Here is a 15,747-nt window from a genome sequence, read left to right as displayed (position 1 = left end):
GTAAAAACTAAAATAATGAAAATTTATCACATAATGTTGAAATCTTTTCCTTTCGTAAATTTAGCTGCAAAAGGAGCCTGATTTCCGGAATATTTTAAAACAAAATGCTTCTTTGTTTCTGTATCAATTTTAGCATCCACTTCCACATTGGTAGTCTGAAAACTTACATCCAGGCCTACACCTGACTCCTTTTCCAGAAAAATTTCCACACTTTCAGCATAGAACAGGGAAGTACTCAGATAATTGAACTTAATATTTTTTCTGTACGTTTTAGATTTACTCTGGGTAAACAGCGAATAATTTTTCAGAATTTCAATTCCCGGATTATCAATATTGGTAATTCTGGATTTGGTAACTCCGTTGACCCTTACCGAAAAACTTTTGGCATTTTTGATATTTCCGTTGACCCCGATATTGAATAAAGAAGGAAGAGAAAGGCCATATTCAACCATGCTGTCTTTTGTGAATTCAAAATCCGGAATCAGAGCAGGATGTTTGGGAGAATTAATCAGCTGTTCTTTTACGGTATTGAGTTGGTCGCCGGAAAAAAGATATCCTATAAGATTGTTGCCTGTAGTTCTCCAGTTTCTTCCATTCCATTCAAATATTTCGCACAGCAGGGTGTCTGTGGAAGAGTGGGGAAGCAGATCCATATCCTGCCATTTGAAAACTTCCTTCGCATAGGGCCTTCTGTCTACAATATTTATCCCCAGATCCAGCGCAAGCAGATCCGTCAGGTCTTGATTACTTTCCATAGTATTTGATTTTTTGATTTGGTGTATAAAAATAAGGAAATAAAATAAATAGGCGAGAAGTTAGGAAGGGTGAATAGCCTCCTTTACCCTTTCGCCTTTTTCAATTTATCCTTCCCACTCTACAACCATCCCTTCTTCCCATACACATAGGTATCATCAAACTGCTTATCGCTCATAAATAAATACAAGATCCCTTCAATAAAAGGAATAATAGAAGCTGCTCCGAACGTAATGATATTAAGAACAAGCTGAATCACTCCCTCTTTGGTATAACCCAGATAGAATTTATTTAAAGCCAGCCAGCCTACAAGAATTCCTAATATGGCAGCCGGAATTTTCTTTTCCGAACGGTAAGGTACATTCGTTTGCTGATTTTGGTTCTGAGCATCTTCTGTTTTAGTATAGCCGTAATTTTCCATTGTTAATTTTTTTTTGTGTGATGATTAAAATAATTGATTAATATGTCGAATAAAACTCCCCGGAGTTACAAAATAAGGAGGTAAACTGCTTTCTTTTTCTGTAAAAAGTAGCTGAAGACCAGAAATATTGAGGCAGCAAACCATAAGAATAAAAAAACTCATTCAAAAAACCTTGGATACAGTTTTATAATCTAAAATTTGAATTCAAAAAAACTTTATCTTTGCTCCTATGATTTTACGAGGAGAAAACTTAATCAAAGAATACGGTCCTAAAAAAGTAGTAAAAGGGGTTTCTGTACAAGTGGAACAGGGAGAAATTGTGGGTTTGCTTGGTCCGAACGGAGCAGGAAAGACCACTTCGTTTTATATGATCGTGGGATTGGTTAAGCCTACTTCCGGAAAAATTTTTCTCGATAAGCAGGAGATTACTACAGATGCCATGTACCGCCGTGCGCAAAAAGGAATCGGATATCTGGCTCAGGAAGCTTCCATTTTCAGAAAGCTGTCTGTAGAAGAAAATATCATGGGTGTTTTACAGCTGACCAAATTGTCAAAACGTGAGCAGCAGATTAAGTGTGATGAACTGATTGAAGAATTTTCGCTGCAGCATGTACGTAAAAACAGAGGTGACCTTCTTTCCGGTGGGGAAAGACGTAGAACAGAAATCGCACGATGCCTGGCAACAAGCCCGAACTTTATCCTCCTTGATGAACCTTTTGCAGGGGTAGACCCTATTGCCGTAGAAGATATCCAGAAGATTGTAAGAAGTCTGGTAGATAAAAATATCGGGATTCTGATTACTGACCACAATGTACAGCAGACTTTGGCCATTACCAACAAAACATACATCATGTTTGAAGGGAATATCCTGAAAGAAGGACTTCCGGAAGATCTTGCCAACGATCCTCAGGTAAGAGAGGCTTATCTTGGAGAAAACTTCGTCTACCAAAGTATCTTAGACAAACCAAAAAAGAAAAAATATATTTACAACATGTGGGCCGGGAATTTTGATTCAAAAGCACAGCTGCAGGGGTTTGTAGATGAAAAATTCAGTCAGTTTGACGATCTACGACTGATGTACGGTATTGAAGATACCAGTTTTGCATCCATGGCTAATTCGGAAATTGAACATATTTTCAGTGAAGTCGTAGACAAGAATGCCAATAATTCTTTTGTTTTCCAAAGAAAAGAATTGACATCACAATATTCTCTGGAGCAGGCAGAAGCTGAATCTAAAGCGGCCAGCCAGCCGGAACTTCATTATCTTACAACGTATTTTTACGAAGGGTAAATTGTGCGAGCCTGAATTCGGGGTACGGGATTCGGGTTTGAGAGTAGGAGGGTTTGAGTGTTATGAGTTTTGGGATGCGGGGTTTGAAAGTTTATGTTAGTAAATCCGGAAATATTGAATGAGCCAACCAATATCTAGTGGCTGAGGCTCCCAAAATCACCAGAAGCAATCTCTTCCATCTAAAATCTGATGTCTGAAATCTTGGCTCTTGGTTCTTGATTCTTTAATTTCCATTCACCATTCACGTCACTTAGCCTCAATTCTTAGCCTCAGCCTAAAACTTTTTGTAATTAAGCATTGTTTCCTTTGTTCTGGCGGCCTGAGAAAATACTTTCCCAGTTATTAAAAACCAGATCAGATAAACGGTGCTGGTTCATGCTGTCTATAAAAGCCTGATAAGCGGTATCTAAGAAAAATTTCAACCGGCAGTTGAAAGGCATGAAAACACAGGGCTTTGAATGGCAGTTAATGATAGGAGAGTCGTCCTGTTCCAATAAATGAATGAGGGTTCCCAATCCGGTATTGAGGGCTTTTTCGGAGATGAAAATTCCTCCGTTTTTGCCTCTTTTTGTGAGAACAAGCTCTTCTTTAGATAAAAACTGAACCACTTTAATGAGATGATTACGCAGGATATCCAGCTCGCCGGACAATTCGTCCAGTGAAGATGAAGCTGTATTGCCTTTTTTATTTAAATAAATCAATACACGCAGGCTGTAATCGGTAAAATGGTTCAGTTTCATGGGTGTTTAATTAAAATGAAGTAATTGAGGACCAAACTCCTCATAAAGAATGTCTTCCTGTGCAACTCCAAGTTTGATCAGGGAATTGTACTGTACTTTGATAAAGACTTCCGGTCCACAAATATAATACTTTGCATCATCAATCAGTACTTCGTCTTTCAGTTCAGCTAAATCTATTCTGCCTTCTTTTACGGAATCATTGCCGTTTTGAGCTAATGTTTCATAAAAAATATGGGTCGTAAGCCATTCATTGTCCCGATTCAGAAGATCAATCTGCTCTTTAAAGGCATGAACCTTTTCATTTCTGCAGCTGTGAAGCCAGACGGTAGTATTTTCCTGAAGTCTTTTTTTATTGGTTTCAAGCATGCTCAGAAGCGGCGTTACACCTATCCCTCCGCTGATGAGTACCAAAGGCTGATTGCTTTCAACACCGGCATGGAATACTCCTGAAGGTGCACTTACCCATATCTCATCACCTGCTTTTTTACGATGCAGTACATTGGAAACCACACCATCAGGAGCATTACCATTGTTCTCTCTTTTCACAGATATTCTGTAATATTCCGGATTAAAAGCGGAGGAGAGACTGTATTGTCTGGCCTGTTCATGCCCCAAACCGGGAATAAATAATTTTACGGAAAGGTATTGTCCCGGAAGATAATCTGCAATCGGTCTCTGATCTTTTGGTTTCAGATAGAAAGATTTCACCTCACTGCTTTCTTCGATAATTTCAGAAATAATGAAGGTTCTCCAGCCTTTCCATCCGCCTTCTTTCTTTACATTCGATTCATAGAGATCTGCTTCAATAGAAATCATGATCTGAGCCAGTTCATTATAAGCTTCTGTCCAGGCTTCTATTAAATCATCGGTGGCTGCTTCTTCCAATACTTCTTTGATGGAAGAAACCAGATGATGTCCCACAATATCGTATTGTTCCGGAGTGATATTAAGACTTACATGCTTGTTCCCGATAGATTTTAAAACATTGATGAGAACCTCGGGATTTTCAATATGTTCGGCATAGGCCAATACGGCTCCTGCGAGAGCATGCTGCTGCTTTCCGCTGGCTTGATTACTCATATTGAATAAGTTTTTCAGTTCAGGATGGTGCTTAAACATTCTTGTATAAAAGTGTCTGGTAAGATCTGTACCGTTTGTCTGTAATACCGGAACGGTAGATTTGACTAATTTTTTTTGATTAGAATTCATTCTGTTTTATTTAATATTGAGACAAAGCTACAAAAATATTTTTAATTGTTGTATTTAAAATACAACAATATGATTTTGAAACTTTATTAAAAAGAAAGATCTGTTTCTCGTAAAAAATGCATAAATTTTGTTTAACGAATTCTCATGGCAAAACCTTTTAACAGAACCGTCACCTTATTTGGAATCTATAAACAGCTTGTTCCATTTATCAGACCGTACCGTTTAATGATTTACGGGACGCTGTTTCTTACCTTTTTAGGAGCTCTTGCAGCACAGGTGAACCCCATTGTCCTGAAATATACGGTAGATGAGGTGACGACATTAACACATCTTCCGCATCCGATGTCTGAAGGCATCCATATTCTGGTAGTAATTTCCATTATTTTACTCGGAAAAGAACTCCTTAATATTTTTATCAACTTCGGACAGAAATTTTATGGTGAAAAAATAAGAATCAACGTAAGCTCTGTCCTGGCCCAATCTGCCATCGACAAAATTCTGATGTACAGAGTAGCGTATTTTAATGATGAAAATCATGAGTCGGGAAAATTGCAGATCAGAATAGACCGTGGTATTGAAAGCCTGACAAAGCTGGTACAGAATTTTTTCATAGATATTCTGCCGCTTTTTTCCAATGCCATTATCGCTCTTATCATTATGTACATGCAGAATGTATATGTAGGAATGGTTTCCACGATTATTGTTCCTATTTATTTTTATATAAGCTCACTGCAGGCCAGGAAGCTGAGTGGAGTACGCCGCCAGCTCAGAAATCAGAGGGAAAGGAAAACTTCGGGACTGCTGAATCTGATCAATTCCATTATGGTTATTAAAAGTTTTGTCCGGGAAAAATTCGAAGGTAAAAAGCAGTACGATTTGCAGATGGAGCTTATGGAAAGCCAGATGTACACCAGAAAAACCAACTTTATTTATGACGGCTTAAAAACTTTTATAGAACAGTTTGGAGTAGTCTTAATCATTCTTTTGACAGTTTATCTCGTTCTTGACCAGCAAATGACCATTGGTGCTATTATGCTTCATATTATGCTGTTTAACAATATTTCGGCTCCTATCCGCCAACTGCACAGAATTTATGATGATATGAACGATGCCATGATCTATGCCGAAGGTTATTTTGAAATTCTGAATGCAGACGATGAAAAAGAACAGAACGGAACTTTTACAGAAAATCAGATCAAAGGTAATTTTGAATTGAAAAATGTAGATTTCACTTATCCCAACGGAACAAAAGCTTTGCACAATGTTTCCATGAAAATCGAAAATGGGAAAACAACGGCTTTGGTAGGATTGAGCGGAGCCGGAAAATCCACGGTAATCAATCTTCTCTGTAAATTCTATCTGCCCGATTCGGGAGAGATCCTGCTGGATGATGTTGATTTAAATGATTTTGATAATACTTTTCTGAGGAACGATCTTGGGCTGGTCCTTCAGAGAAATCATATTTTTCAGGGAAGTATTGAAGACAATATCCGCTATGGTGATATGAATGCCAGTTTTGAGGAAATCGAGGAAGCTTCAAGAAAAGCATACCTGCATGAGCAAATTCTGGATCTTCCGGACGGTTATCAGCATGATGCGACTCAGTTATCGGGAGGGCAGCAGCAGAGAATTGCCATCGCCAGATTATTTCTCAAAAATCCACCGATTATTTTTCTGGACGAACCTACTGCCAGCCTGGATGCTATTGCTACGGAACAGATTAAAAATTCACTGGATGCCATCAAGGAAGGGCGTACTGTAGTGATTATTTCCCATTCTCTGTCACAGATTCTGGATTCAGATACCATTTATGTAATGAAAAAGGGGAGAGTTGTAGAAAACGGAACCCACAATGAGCTGGTTCAGCTTAATGGTACATACCGTGAAATTTTTGATGCTTCTGCGAGGAGTTTAAATTTGGATAAACTGGTGAATTCTTTTAAAGATAATTGATTTGATATATGGTCTTTAACATAAAGCAACACACTTTTTTTCCTGTAAACTGTAAATCCCGTTCTAGGCTGTAATGGCGGTGTACATTTTTATCGGAGATAAAATCCTTTGCGCCTTAAAGCAGCATGTATTTAAAAAAGATAGCGTCTTAGCGTTTTGCCAAATTCATCCTTCATCAATTTAAACAAACCTTCCCTGTAATCCTTTTGTTCTGCGTTAATTCAAAAAAGATTGATAGATTTGTTCTACCAATATGAACGATCACTATCTTAAAAAAATAGACAGAGTAACGGCTATTCTCACCCAGCTGCAGTCGAAACCTATAGTAAGGGCACAGGACCTTGCCACAAAATTCGATGTCAGCATCCGGACGATTTACCGTGATGTGAAAACTCTGGAAAATGCAGGGATTCCTATTATCGGAGAAGCCGGTAACGGATATTCACTGATGGACGGTTATAAACTTCCTCCGGTGATGTTCACAAAAGAAGAAGTCCTGAGTTTCATTACTGCGGAAAAACTGATGCAGAAATTTTCTCATCAAAGTCTGGGAAATCATTATCAGACTGCCATGGAAAAAGTGCGTTCAGTGCTTCGGCATTCGGATAAAAATCTGATAGAGAATATTGAAAAACAGATCGATGTTTTTAATTACCATGCCCAGACCGGAAACGAACTCAAAAACGTCATTCCCACCATTCTTGAAAGTATTGCTGACAAAACCCAGCTGATCATTGAGTATAAAACGGTGGATTCAAGAGTGACGAACAGAACAGTGGAAGCGGTAGGCGTTTTTTTTGAATTCAATTACTGGTACATCATGGCTTTTTGTACATTGAGAAAAGATTTCAGGCAGTTCCGGGTAGACAGAATTCTACAGATCTTTAAAACGCAAAATACTTTTTCTCAGGAATACGGCCAGATTAATGATTACAGAAAATATTCGGACGGTGAGAAAACAAAGGTCAGACTTTTAGTAGAGAAAAAAATAATGGGGCATATCGTTAATTCCAGAAGATATTACGGATTTATTGAAGAAAGGGAGACAGAAAACGGAATGGAAATGATTTTCGATACAGAATGGATAGAAGAAGGCTTCCCGCGCTGGCTGATTACTTTTGCCGATTATGCCACCGTCTTAGAGCCGGAATCTTTAAAGACAAAACTCAGAAACCTGGCTGCAGATATTTCCAGAAACCTGGAAGAATAAGAATAATTTTCTGAATAAAAATATAAACTCCGGCTGCCCATTCGGGCAGCCGGAGCTTTGGAAATTTATAATAATTTGAATAAAGAAGCTCTACTTCAGCTGAGAACAAAAATCAGGAACAACAAAACCGGGGTGTCTAATTTAAGGTATGGATAATCTGAATGATTGGTTTTGTGATTTTGAAGTTCCGTCTTTTTGTCTGAATTGAATCATCATTTTCAGTCTAAGCAAAGGAATAAGTGATCCTAAAATCTCTCCCAAAAAAAAGGAGGCTCAATTCCTAATGCTCTCAGATAAACGTATCCCTGACCTCTGTGGTGAACTTCATTGTCTACGAAGTAAAGGATGTTCTGGTATACCGGAAATTCGTACTGACCGAATAAATTGAAGGTTTCCTGAAAACGTTCTTCAGTAATCTGATTAAAATAATGATTGATCACTTCCGTTTCCTCATCCCATTTCTTTAGAATATCTTCTTTGGTGGATGGTGCAAATCCTTCCTCATTATAGGCCTCCATGTTTCTATCTACAATTCCTTTCAGAGCAGGTCCCGCGATGCTGATAAGTTCTACCGCCAGTTTAGCGAACGGTCTCATTCCTCCTACAGAAAATTCGAATAATTCTTTTTCAGGGAAAGCTTCAATCACTCTTCGGGTAAGATTTCTGTGTCCCTGCCAATCTTCAAGTAATTGCTGAGAATTCATAAACTGTTTTGTTGCTGTTGCTGTAGTTGTCATAATGGTATTATTTTGTTTGTTGTTGATACAAAGGTAAGACAGGGTTATGACAACAGTTTGTCAGTAGTGTTTTTGTGGGTGAAAAAATATTTTATTTCTTTATTAAAATATATGGGTATGTTTTGCCGTTTAGATGTAAATTGCATTGATAAAAAAGTACCAGTTATTAAAATCACGTAATGAAGAAGTATATTTTGCCTGTTATTCCTGTTTTTTTATTAATCTCATGTAATAAAATCGAAGAGAAGATAGACCAGACTGTTCAGAAAACTACAGAGACCGTGCAACAGAAAGCACAACAGGCAGTAGAAGAAACAGTAAAGAAAACGGTAAGTGAATCTATTAACTCTCTAACCAACTCTGAAGACGTAAAATTTAATCAGGTATTTCCGGATGGAGGAAAACCTGTAGTTTCAGAAGACACCGGAAAGAAATTTAAATTTCCAAACGGTTCCGAAGGATATATCTTTAAATACAAATCGGACATTGCCGTACTGCTTCCTTTTCTGGAAAAGCAGCCTACTTCCGATGAAAATAAATCAGAGAAAACAGCCCGTAAAATAGATGGGCAAAGCATTATAGACAAAATTACCTTTGTCTCCAAATTCCTGCCTGAAAATACTTTTGATACCAGTTTTCTGGAAGACATCAAAAACGATAAGAATATAGAATATTACAGACTGAAAAGGTTTCCAAACAACAGTACCATAATCTATAATCCCAAAAACCAGACCATCATACAATATGTAGAGGTAAATAAATAATTTGTGAGTGGCCGGATTTATCCGGCCATTTTTTATACACAGTCATTGAGAGACACTGGCTAAGCAGGCTCAATCTGTTGAAAAATACGTTTGGGAATGGATGAGATCATTTTATTCAGTTATTATTATTTCTTTTCCGATTATTAATAAGCCACTTCGTATTTTGTAAATCAATTCTCGTTTTTTATAGAATAATAATAATATTCATTGCATAAGTTGGGAAATGTATTTATATTATATTTCCGTTTTTAGTGTTTAATATTTATATTTTCACTAGATTTATTGAATTATTAACAACATATGAAAAGAAAATCATTCAATAAGAAAATTTGTGTATTGGTATTAAGCGGAGCGGGTACTATGGTATATGCTCAGGAAGGTGTAAAAGAAAATAGTATAGATGAAGTTGTGGTTACTACAGGTAGAACTAAGCCTAGAACCATCATTACATCAGCAATTCCTATTGATAATATTTCGGCAGTACAGCTAAAATCCACAGGACAAGTTACTTTTGATAAAGCTTTGACGTACTCGGTACCCTCTTTTAATTCGTCACAGCAAACCGTTTCTGATGCAACGGCTCATTTTGATCCGGCAGATTTAAGGGGATTAGGCCCTTCCAGAACATTAGTTTTGGTTAATGGTAAAAGAAAAAATCAAAGTGCTTTAATTTATGTAAATGATACGCCGGGAAAAGGTGAGGTAGGTACGGATCTGAAGAGTATTCCATCTGCTGCCTTACAGAATGTAGAGGTTTTAAGAGATGGTGCATCTGCACAATATGGCTCTGATGCTATTGCTGGAGTGATCAATATTATTCTTAAGAACAGCGTTGGAAAAAGTACCGTCAATCTTTTTTCAGGTATTACTTCAAAAGGAGACGGCTTTAATATCGGAGCAGATTTTAATACAGGAATCAAAGTGGCAAAAAATGGAAGTTTGAACCTTACATTGGGATATTCTTCCCAAAATAGAACTAACCGTGCAGGTTCTGTTACCAAAGATGAACTTTTTGGTGTTGATAATGCCTGGACGCAGGCTAATCCTGGTTTAGGAATGATTATAGGACAGCCGGAGACAAAAGTTGCCAATATGTTTGTCAATTTTGAATTGCCAACAGGTGAAACAGGCAAGTTTTATGCTTTTGGTGGTACTACTTACAGGAATGGGACTAGTTATGGTTTGTATAGAACACCCTATTGGGTAAGTTCAGATTTTGGTTTATTAACTCCGGAAGGGCAACCTTACAATGGATTTCAACCGGAATTTAAAACAGATGTTTATGATTATAATTTAACCTCCGGGTGGAAGGGCCTATTTGGAAAATGGAATTTTGATGGTAGTGCTACCTTTGGCTCTAATGCGGTAGATTATGTTGTAGGAAACACCATTAATACATCTTTGGGTGGAAATTCACCAACCCGTTTTAAAGCAGGTGGTCATCAGTTTAGTAATATTATAGGAAACATAGACATCAACCGGAATTTTGGTGCGTTTGTTTTAGGAGCTGGCGTTGAAGTACGCAATGAGAACTATCAGGCAAGGGCAGGAGAGGAGGCTTCTTATATAGGAAGTGGTGCAGAATCGTTTCCAGGACTGCAGCCTCAAAATGAAATCAATAAAAACCGTCAGAATATGGGAGCTTATATAAATTCTGAATGGGATGTTACGAAAAACTTGTTAGTTGGTGGAACTGTGAGATATGAAAACTTTAGTGATTTTGGAAATAATGTTTCCTGGAAAGGAAATGCAAGATATAAATTGTTGGATGATAAATTAGTTTTCCGCGGGTCTGTTTCTACAGGATTTCGGGCACCTTCATTACACCAGATTTATTATTCCAATGTTCAAACCAAAATTACAGGGAATACTGTAGCTAATCAGGGTACTTTTAACAATGACTCTCAAATTGTAAGATCTGATCTTGGGGTACAAAAATTAAATGCTGAAAAAGCCTTTAACATTACCGGGGGATTTGCCTTAAAACCTTTTAAGAACCTGACGATTACAGCAGATTATTATAGAATAAAAATTAAAGACCGGGTGCTTTTCTCAGGAGATATTGGTTACAAGACCGGTGCTCCGGGTAGTCCGGATACAACAAACCCTGTGGAAGTGATATTAGACAATAATAAAATTACCTCTCTGAAGTTTTTCACGAATGCTGTAAATACAGTTACTGAAGGGGTAGATTTCGTAGCTAATTATTATACTTCCGCTATTGGCAAAGGAAGATTGGGAGTTATTGCTGCTTTCAATTATAACGAAACTAAGATAGTAGATAATATTGCCGTTCCGTCTATTTTGGCTGAAAATGGATACTCAGAAAACTTTTTTGATAGAAAAGAACAATCCAGAATTATCTCTGCTAGGCCAAAAACAAAAACCATTCTTAGTCTTTCGTATGACATTTCAAAGTTTAACTTTAACCTTAATAATACTTATTTTGGTTCTGTTACATGGCAACATGCAACTGATCCTGCCAAAGATCAGACATTTTCCGGTAAGGTGATTACAGACATCGTTTTAACATATAAAATCACCAAAGATCTTAAAGTTTCCGGAGTCGTAAATAATTTATTTAATATTTATCCGAATGTAATAGACAGTAAAGGAGATGTAGTAACAGATCTTGGAGGAAGGTTCAAATATCCCTGGGAGGTAAATCAGTTTGGGTTTAACGGAACAACTTTCCAGCTAAATGTTAATTATACTTTTTAATCTGTAAATAAAAAAATTAGCATTGCTTTCTCATACTTAACAAAGGGAAAGTAATCCAAAAGATATAAAACCCCGTTTACGTAACTATTAACTGACATTAATTTCTAATGTCAGTTTTATACGGTGGAACCAGAGTTTCAAAAGTCAGTGCTACGGAAATTTCAATATTCAATAGGAACGGGCTTTAGCCCGTTTAAAAAATAGGTATAATCCATATGGCTTTAGCCAAAACATAATTCTTACAGACATTCCTGTATTTTACTTTTCTCATTGTGCAAAATAAAGTATTTTAGTAGTATGAAAATTTATACAAAAACAGGAGATAAAGGACAGACCGCTTTATACGGCGGAACCAGAGTTTCAAAAGCCAGCGCCAGAGTAGACAGCTACGGAAATATAGATGAGCTTAATTCATTTATAGGAATTTCCAAAAGCCATATTGAGGATGAAGAGGTTTTGAAACAGCTGAAAAAAATTCAGTTTGATCTGTTTACAGTAGGTTCAGAAGCTGCAACACCAGTGGATAAATTAATGCTTGCCAATGGAAAATCCCGCTTGCCTCTTATTATTTCAGAAACAGAAATCGAAGAGCTGGAGCAGTGGATGGATGCTTTTGAAGAAAAGCTGGAGCCGCTTCAGTATTTTATTCTTCCCGGTGGTGGAAAACCCGCTACATTTTTACATGCGGCAAGAACCATTTGCAGAAGAGCAGAACGTTCCCTGGTTTTCTTAAATGAATCTGAGGAAGTACGTCCAGAACTTATTAAATACCTGAACAGACTTTCCGATTATCTTTTTGTTCTGGCAAGATATATTTCAAAAATCAACAACGAACCGGAAGAATACTGGAATCCGAATGAAAGATAAAGCATTACTTTTCATCAACGGAGATCATCCGAAATCCTTTCCGGACTTAGATCCATACGGTTTAATAGCCTGTACGGACGGAGCCTTTCACTATCTGAAAAAGCTTGGTTTTCCATTAGATAAACTGGATTTTATTTCCGGAGATTTCGATTCTCATTCAGGAGCAGATGAAAGTGTTTATGAAGGGAAATTTATTCTTACACTGGATCAGGATAAAACAGATTTTCACAAAGCCCTGGAAATCATTTTGGAAAGAGGTTTTCTTTCTGTAGATGTTTTTGGAGGAAGTGGCGGTGAACAGGATCATTTTTTAGGAAACCTTACTGTTGCTTATGCTTTTAAAGATCGGTTAAACATCAAATTTTATGATGAGTTTTCCGAATATTATTTTGTCCCGAACAATTTTAAACTGAAAGGGGCTAAAAATAAAATGATTTCACTTTATCCCTTTCCATTCGTAGACAATATAACAACTACCGGATTGAACTGGCCTTTAACTAATGGAAGTTTAAGCATTACGTCAAGAATTGGGACAAGAAATTTTGCCGTTGAAGATGAGGTTTCCATTCAGTATGAATCCGGAGATCTGTTATTTTTTGTAGGAATCAATGAAATAGAATACCCCGGAATATATTGAAACAGTTAATACAAATATCAGTTCTGTTTATAGGCATGTTTTGTGTGTTTTCCTGCAAGACACAGAACTTTACGCAGCCGGAATATGGTCAGCGTGAAACAGAAAATACCATTAAAATCAAAAAGGTATATAATTTCAGAACGGTAGGGAATATTAAAAATACAGAAGGAAAAGTTTTAAAAGAAGGAAAATTTTACCGAAGCGGACATCTTCATAAGCTGAAGAAAAAATCATTCAAAGAATTAGAGAAACTGGGAATCAAGGAAATAATAGACCTTAGAAATTCGAAAGAAATATCAGACAAGCCGGACCATCTTCCTACGGATATTGTTTACCATCAATATTCCGCTTTTGAAGATCAGGGAGATCAGCTTACCCAGGCAAAAAAACTGGTCTTAAAAGGAAAAGTAAACGGTTCCGATGCAGATAAAAGGATGATTGATTTCTACCGTGAATATGTGACAGAAAATCCTGAAGTGATCAGAAAGATAATCACCGGAATTCTGGAATCCCAACAGCCTGTTCTTTATCACTGTACCGCAGGAAAAGACAGAACAGGAATTACAACGGCTTTAATTCTGACGATTTTAAAGTTTGATAAAGAAACCATTTACAACGACTATCTTTTATCCAATAATTACAGACAAAAACTTGTTTTCAAAAGACTTCATCTGGCTGATAATCTGCATTTTATGTATCCTAAGATGGATGTAAAAGTTCTTGAAAAACTAAGCTGGGTTGAAAGCGCTTACCTGGATGCCGCTTTTGATGAAATCAATAAGAAATATGGTTCAATTGATGTTTATATTCAACAGGTCTTGGGGATTTCGGAAGATAAGAGGGAAGAATATATTAAGAAGTTTACAAATTAATAATCGATAATGGTTTTTGAATGAGGCTGTTTTTAAATTTATAATAAATTTAACGCTTAAAAATCAAACTTTTTTAGCAATTTTGCATTTCGTAATTCACTTGTCAAGAAATGAAAATAAAGTACTCGGAACTTATTGATCAGACATTGTATTTTCCTACAGAGGAATTTAATGTTTCTGAGAACAATTTGTTATTTCACGATGTTCCTTTAATGGAAGTCGTTGAAAAATTCGGCACTCCGCTAAAAATTAGCTATCTGCCGAGAATTTCTCAAAATATCCAAAAGGCGAAAAGCTGGTTTAGGGAAGCTTTTGAGAAAACCGAATATAAAAAGAATTATACCTATTGTTACTGTACAAAATCCAGTCATTTCAACTTTGTGCTTGAAGAAGCTCTGCAAAATGATATTTCTATCGAAACGTCATCGGCATATGACATGGATATTGTAAAATCTCTTTATGGGAAAGGTAAAGTAGATAAAAATATCGAGGTGATCTGTAATGGATTCAAGACCGATGATTATCTGGCTAAAATTTCCGAGATGATCAACAGCGGTTTCGAAAACATTACTCCTATTCTGGATAACTACCGCGAGCTGGATAAACTTACCGAAAGCATTGATACCACTTTCGATATCGGAATCAGAATTGCTTCCGAAGAAGAACCTAAATTCGAATTTTATACCTCAAGACTGGGGATAGGATACAGAGATATTATTCCTTATTACAGCCAGAAAATTGCCGAACACCCGAATGCAAGACTGAAAATGCTTCACTTCTTCATTAATACAGGGATCAAAGACACGGCTTATTACTGGAATGAATTGTACAAATGTCTTCGTGTGTATGCACGTCTGAAGAAAATTGCACCGGAAGTGGATTCACTGAACATCGGTGGAGGTTTCCCAATTAAGACTTCTTTAAACTTCGAATACGATTATCAGTATATGGTGGAAGAAATCGTTTCTCAGATCAAAAAATTCTGTGAAGAGGAAGGAGTGGAAGAACCTAATATTTATACTGAATTCGGAAGCTTTACGGTAGGAGAGAGCGGTGCAAACCTTTATAAAATCATTTCTCAGAAACGTCAGAACGACAGAGAGAAGTGGAATATGATTGATTCTTCATTCATGACTACACTTCCTGATACCTGGGCCATCTCAAGACACTTTATCATGCTTCCATTGAACAGATGGGAAGATACTTATGAAAGAGTATTTTTAGGAGGACTGACCTGTGATTCGGATGATTATTATAACTCCGAACAGCATACCAACGCCATCTATTTACCTGTTTTCAGCGATACAAAACCTCTGTATATCGGATTTTTCCATACAGGAGCATATCAGGAAACAATCGGAGGATATGGCGGTGTTCACCACTGTCTGATGCCTCAGCCGAGACACGTCCTGATCCAGAAAGATGAAAACGGCGAACTGCAGTATGAAATCTTCCGTGAGAAGCAGGAACCTGAAGATATTTTGAAAATCTTAGGCTACAAATAACAGGACTGTCATTGCGAGGAACGAAGTGACGAAGCAATCTCACCTTAATACTCTTAACAGCTCAATT

Annotated in this window: 13 protein-coding genes and 1 pseudogene; 9 read left to right on the top strand and 5 right to left on the bottom strand. The window is 37.1% G+C overall.

The features are described from left to right. Nucleotides 1-26: 26 nt before the first annotated feature. Both ACM46_RS06500 and ACM46_RS06495 read right to left on the bottom strand, forming a co-directional pair. Nucleotides 27-755, bottom strand: coding sequence for a hypothetical protein (locus tag ACM46_RS06500; protein WP_048505826.1), 729 nt, complete (start codon nt 753-755; stop codon nt 27-29). Between the two features lie 119 nt (nt 756-874). Beyond that, nucleotides 875-1,174 carry a TM2 domain-containing protein gene (locus ACM46_RS06495; protein ID WP_083997353.1) on the bottom strand — a complete coding sequence of 100 codons (300 nt, stop codon included), beginning with the start codon at nt 1,172-1,174 and terminating at the stop codon, nt 875-877. Between the two features lie 229 nt (nt 1,175-1,403). Here ACM46_RS06495 and lptB point away from each other — a divergent pair. Further along, nucleotides 1,404-2,129, top strand: a pseudogene (gene lptB, locus ACM46_RS06490) (LPS export ABC transporter ATP-binding protein); the annotation flags it as partial. A gap of 626 nt (nt 2,130-2,755) precedes the next feature. On the opposite strand, the gene ACM46_RS06485 reads toward lptB, so the two are convergent. Beyond that, nucleotides 2,756-3,205 carry an Rrf2 family transcriptional regulator gene (locus ACM46_RS06485; RefSeq protein ID WP_048505825.1) on the bottom strand — a complete coding sequence of 150 codons (450 nt, stop codon included), beginning with the start codon at nt 3,203-3,205 and terminating at the stop codon, nt 2,756-2,758. A 6-nt stretch (nt 3,206-3,211) separates the two neighbouring features. Continuing rightward, nucleotides 3,212-4,414: an NO-inducible flavohemoprotein gene (gene hmpA, locus ACM46_RS06480; protein WP_048505824.1), complete on the bottom strand. Its 1,203-nt coding sequence runs from the start codon at nt 4,412-4,414 to the stop codon at nt 3,212-3,214. Between the two features lie 225 nt (nt 4,415-4,639). Here hmpA and ACM46_RS06475 point away from each other — a divergent pair, with 225 nt between their 5' ends. Both ACM46_RS06475 and ACM46_RS06470 read left to right on the top strand, forming a co-directional pair. After that, nucleotides 4,640-6,367, top strand: a complete 1,728-nt coding sequence (locus ACM46_RS06475; RefSeq protein ID WP_048506147.1) for an ABC transporter ATP-binding protein — start codon at nt 4,640-4,642, stop codon at nt 6,365-6,367. A gap of 253 nt (nt 6,368-6,620) precedes the next feature. Further along, on the top strand, nt 6,621-7,577 hold the full coding sequence (locus ACM46_RS06470) for a helix-turn-helix transcriptional regulator (RefSeq protein ID WP_048505823.1): 957 nt from the start codon (nt 6,621-6,623) through the stop codon (nt 7,575-7,577). A 245-nt stretch (nt 7,578-7,822) separates the two neighbouring features. Here ACM46_RS06470 and ACM46_RS06465 read toward each other — a convergent pair whose 3' ends face one another. Continuing rightward, nucleotides 7,823-8,314 carry a DinB family protein gene (locus ACM46_RS06465; RefSeq protein ID WP_048505822.1) on the bottom strand — a complete coding sequence of 164 codons (492 nt, stop codon included), beginning with the start codon at nt 8,312-8,314 and terminating at the stop codon, nt 7,823-7,825. 179 nt (nt 8,315-8,493) lie between these two features. On the opposite strand from ACM46_RS06465, the gene ACM46_RS06460 reads away from it, so the two are divergent. The 6 genes from ACM46_RS06460 to ACM46_RS06435 all read left to right on the top strand — a co-directional run bounded on the left by ACM46_RS06460 (nt 8,494) and on the right by ACM46_RS06435 (nt 15,680). Continuing rightward, the gene (locus tag ACM46_RS06460) at nt 8,494-9,078 is read left to right on the top strand and encodes a hypothetical protein (protein WP_048505821.1); all 585 of its coding nucleotides are present in this window, start codon (nt 8,494-8,496) and stop codon (nt 9,076-9,078) included. 300 nt (nt 9,079-9,378) lie between these two features. After that, nucleotides 9,379-11,799, top strand: coding sequence for a TonB-dependent receptor plug domain-containing protein (locus ACM46_RS06455; protein ID WP_048505820.1), 2,421 nt, complete (start codon nt 9,379-9,381; stop codon nt 11,797-11,799). A gap of 297 nt (nt 11,800-12,096) precedes the next feature. Next, nucleotides 12,097-12,666 carry a cob(I)yrinic acid a,c-diamide adenosyltransferase gene (locus ACM46_RS06450; protein ID WP_048505819.1) on the top strand — a complete coding sequence of 190 codons (570 nt, stop codon included), beginning with the start codon at nt 12,097-12,099 and terminating at the stop codon, nt 12,664-12,666. Further along, nucleotides 12,656-13,303, top strand: coding sequence for a thiamine diphosphokinase (locus tag ACM46_RS06445; RefSeq protein ID WP_048505818.1), 648 nt, complete (start codon nt 12,656-12,658; stop codon nt 13,301-13,303). The genes ACM46_RS06450 and ACM46_RS06445 overlap by 11 nt, the downstream gene beginning before the upstream one ends. Before the next feature lie 35 nt (nt 13,304-13,338). Then, nucleotides 13,339-14,175: a tyrosine-protein phosphatase gene (locus ACM46_RS06440; protein WP_048505817.1), complete on the top strand. Its 837-nt coding sequence runs from the start codon at nt 13,339-13,341 to the stop codon at nt 14,173-14,175. Between the two features lie 110 nt (nt 14,176-14,285). Continuing rightward, entirely contained in the window at nt 14,286-15,680 is a 1,395-nt protein-coding gene (locus ACM46_RS06435) for a type III PLP-dependent enzyme domain-containing protein (RefSeq protein ID WP_048505816.1), read from the top strand. Nucleotides 15,681-15,747: the final 67 nt, after the last annotated feature.

The sequence above is a fragment of the Chryseobacterium angstadtii genome (genome assembly GCF_001045465.1).
GTDB lineage: Bacteria > Bacteroidota > Bacteroidia > Flavobacteriales > Weeksellaceae > Chryseobacterium > Chryseobacterium angstadtii.
This window is presented reverse-complemented; position numbering and strand designations above follow the sequence as displayed.

Excerpts from the sequence above, each read along its gene's own strand:
- ACM46_RS06500 (WP_048505826.1), bottom strand. The coding sequence starts at position 755 with ATGGAAAGTAATCAAGACCTGACGGATCTGCTTGCGCTGGATCTGGGG.
- ACM46_RS06495 (WP_083997353.1), bottom strand. The coding sequence starts at position 1,174 with ATGGAAAATTACGGCTATACTAAAACAGAAGATGCTCAGAACCAAAAT.
- ACM46_RS06485 (WP_048505825.1), bottom strand. The coding sequence starts at position 3,205 with ATGAAACTGAACCATTTTACCGATTACAGCCTGCGTGTATTGATTTAT.
- hmpA (WP_048505824.1), bottom strand. The coding sequence starts at position 4,414 with ATGAATTCTAATCAAAAAAAATTAGTCAAATCTACCGTTCCGGTATTA.
- ACM46_RS06475 (WP_048506147.1), top strand. The coding sequence starts at position 4,640 with ATGATTTACGGGACGCTGTTTCTTACCTTTTTAGGAGCTCTTGCAGCA.
- ACM46_RS06470 (WP_048505823.1), top strand. The coding sequence starts at position 6,621 with ATGAACGATCACTATCTTAAAAAAATAGACAGAGTAACGGCTATTCTC.
- ACM46_RS06465 (WP_048505822.1), bottom strand. The coding sequence starts at position 8,314 with ATGACAACTACAGCAACAGCAACAAAACAGTTTATGAATTCTCAGCAA.
- ACM46_RS06460 (WP_048505821.1), top strand. The coding sequence starts at position 8,494 with ATGAAGAAGTATATTTTGCCTGTTATTCCTGTTTTTTTATTAATCTCA.
- ACM46_RS06455 (WP_048505820.1), top strand. The coding sequence starts at position 9,379 with ATGAAAAGAAAATCATTCAATAAGAAAATTTGTGTATTGGTATTAAGC.
- ACM46_RS06450 (WP_048505819.1), top strand. The coding sequence starts at position 12,097 with ATGAAAATTTATACAAAAACAGGAGATAAAGGACAGACCGCTTTATAC.
- ACM46_RS06445 (WP_048505818.1), top strand. The coding sequence starts at position 12,656 with ATGAAAGATAAAGCATTACTTTTCATCAACGGAGATCATCCGAAATCC.
- ACM46_RS06440 (WP_048505817.1), top strand. The coding sequence starts at position 13,339 with ATGTTTTGTGTGTTTTCCTGCAAGACACAGAACTTTACGCAGCCGGAA.
- ACM46_RS06435 (WP_048505816.1), top strand. The coding sequence starts at position 14,286 with ATGAAAATAAAGTACTCGGAACTTATTGATCAGACATTGTATTTTCCT.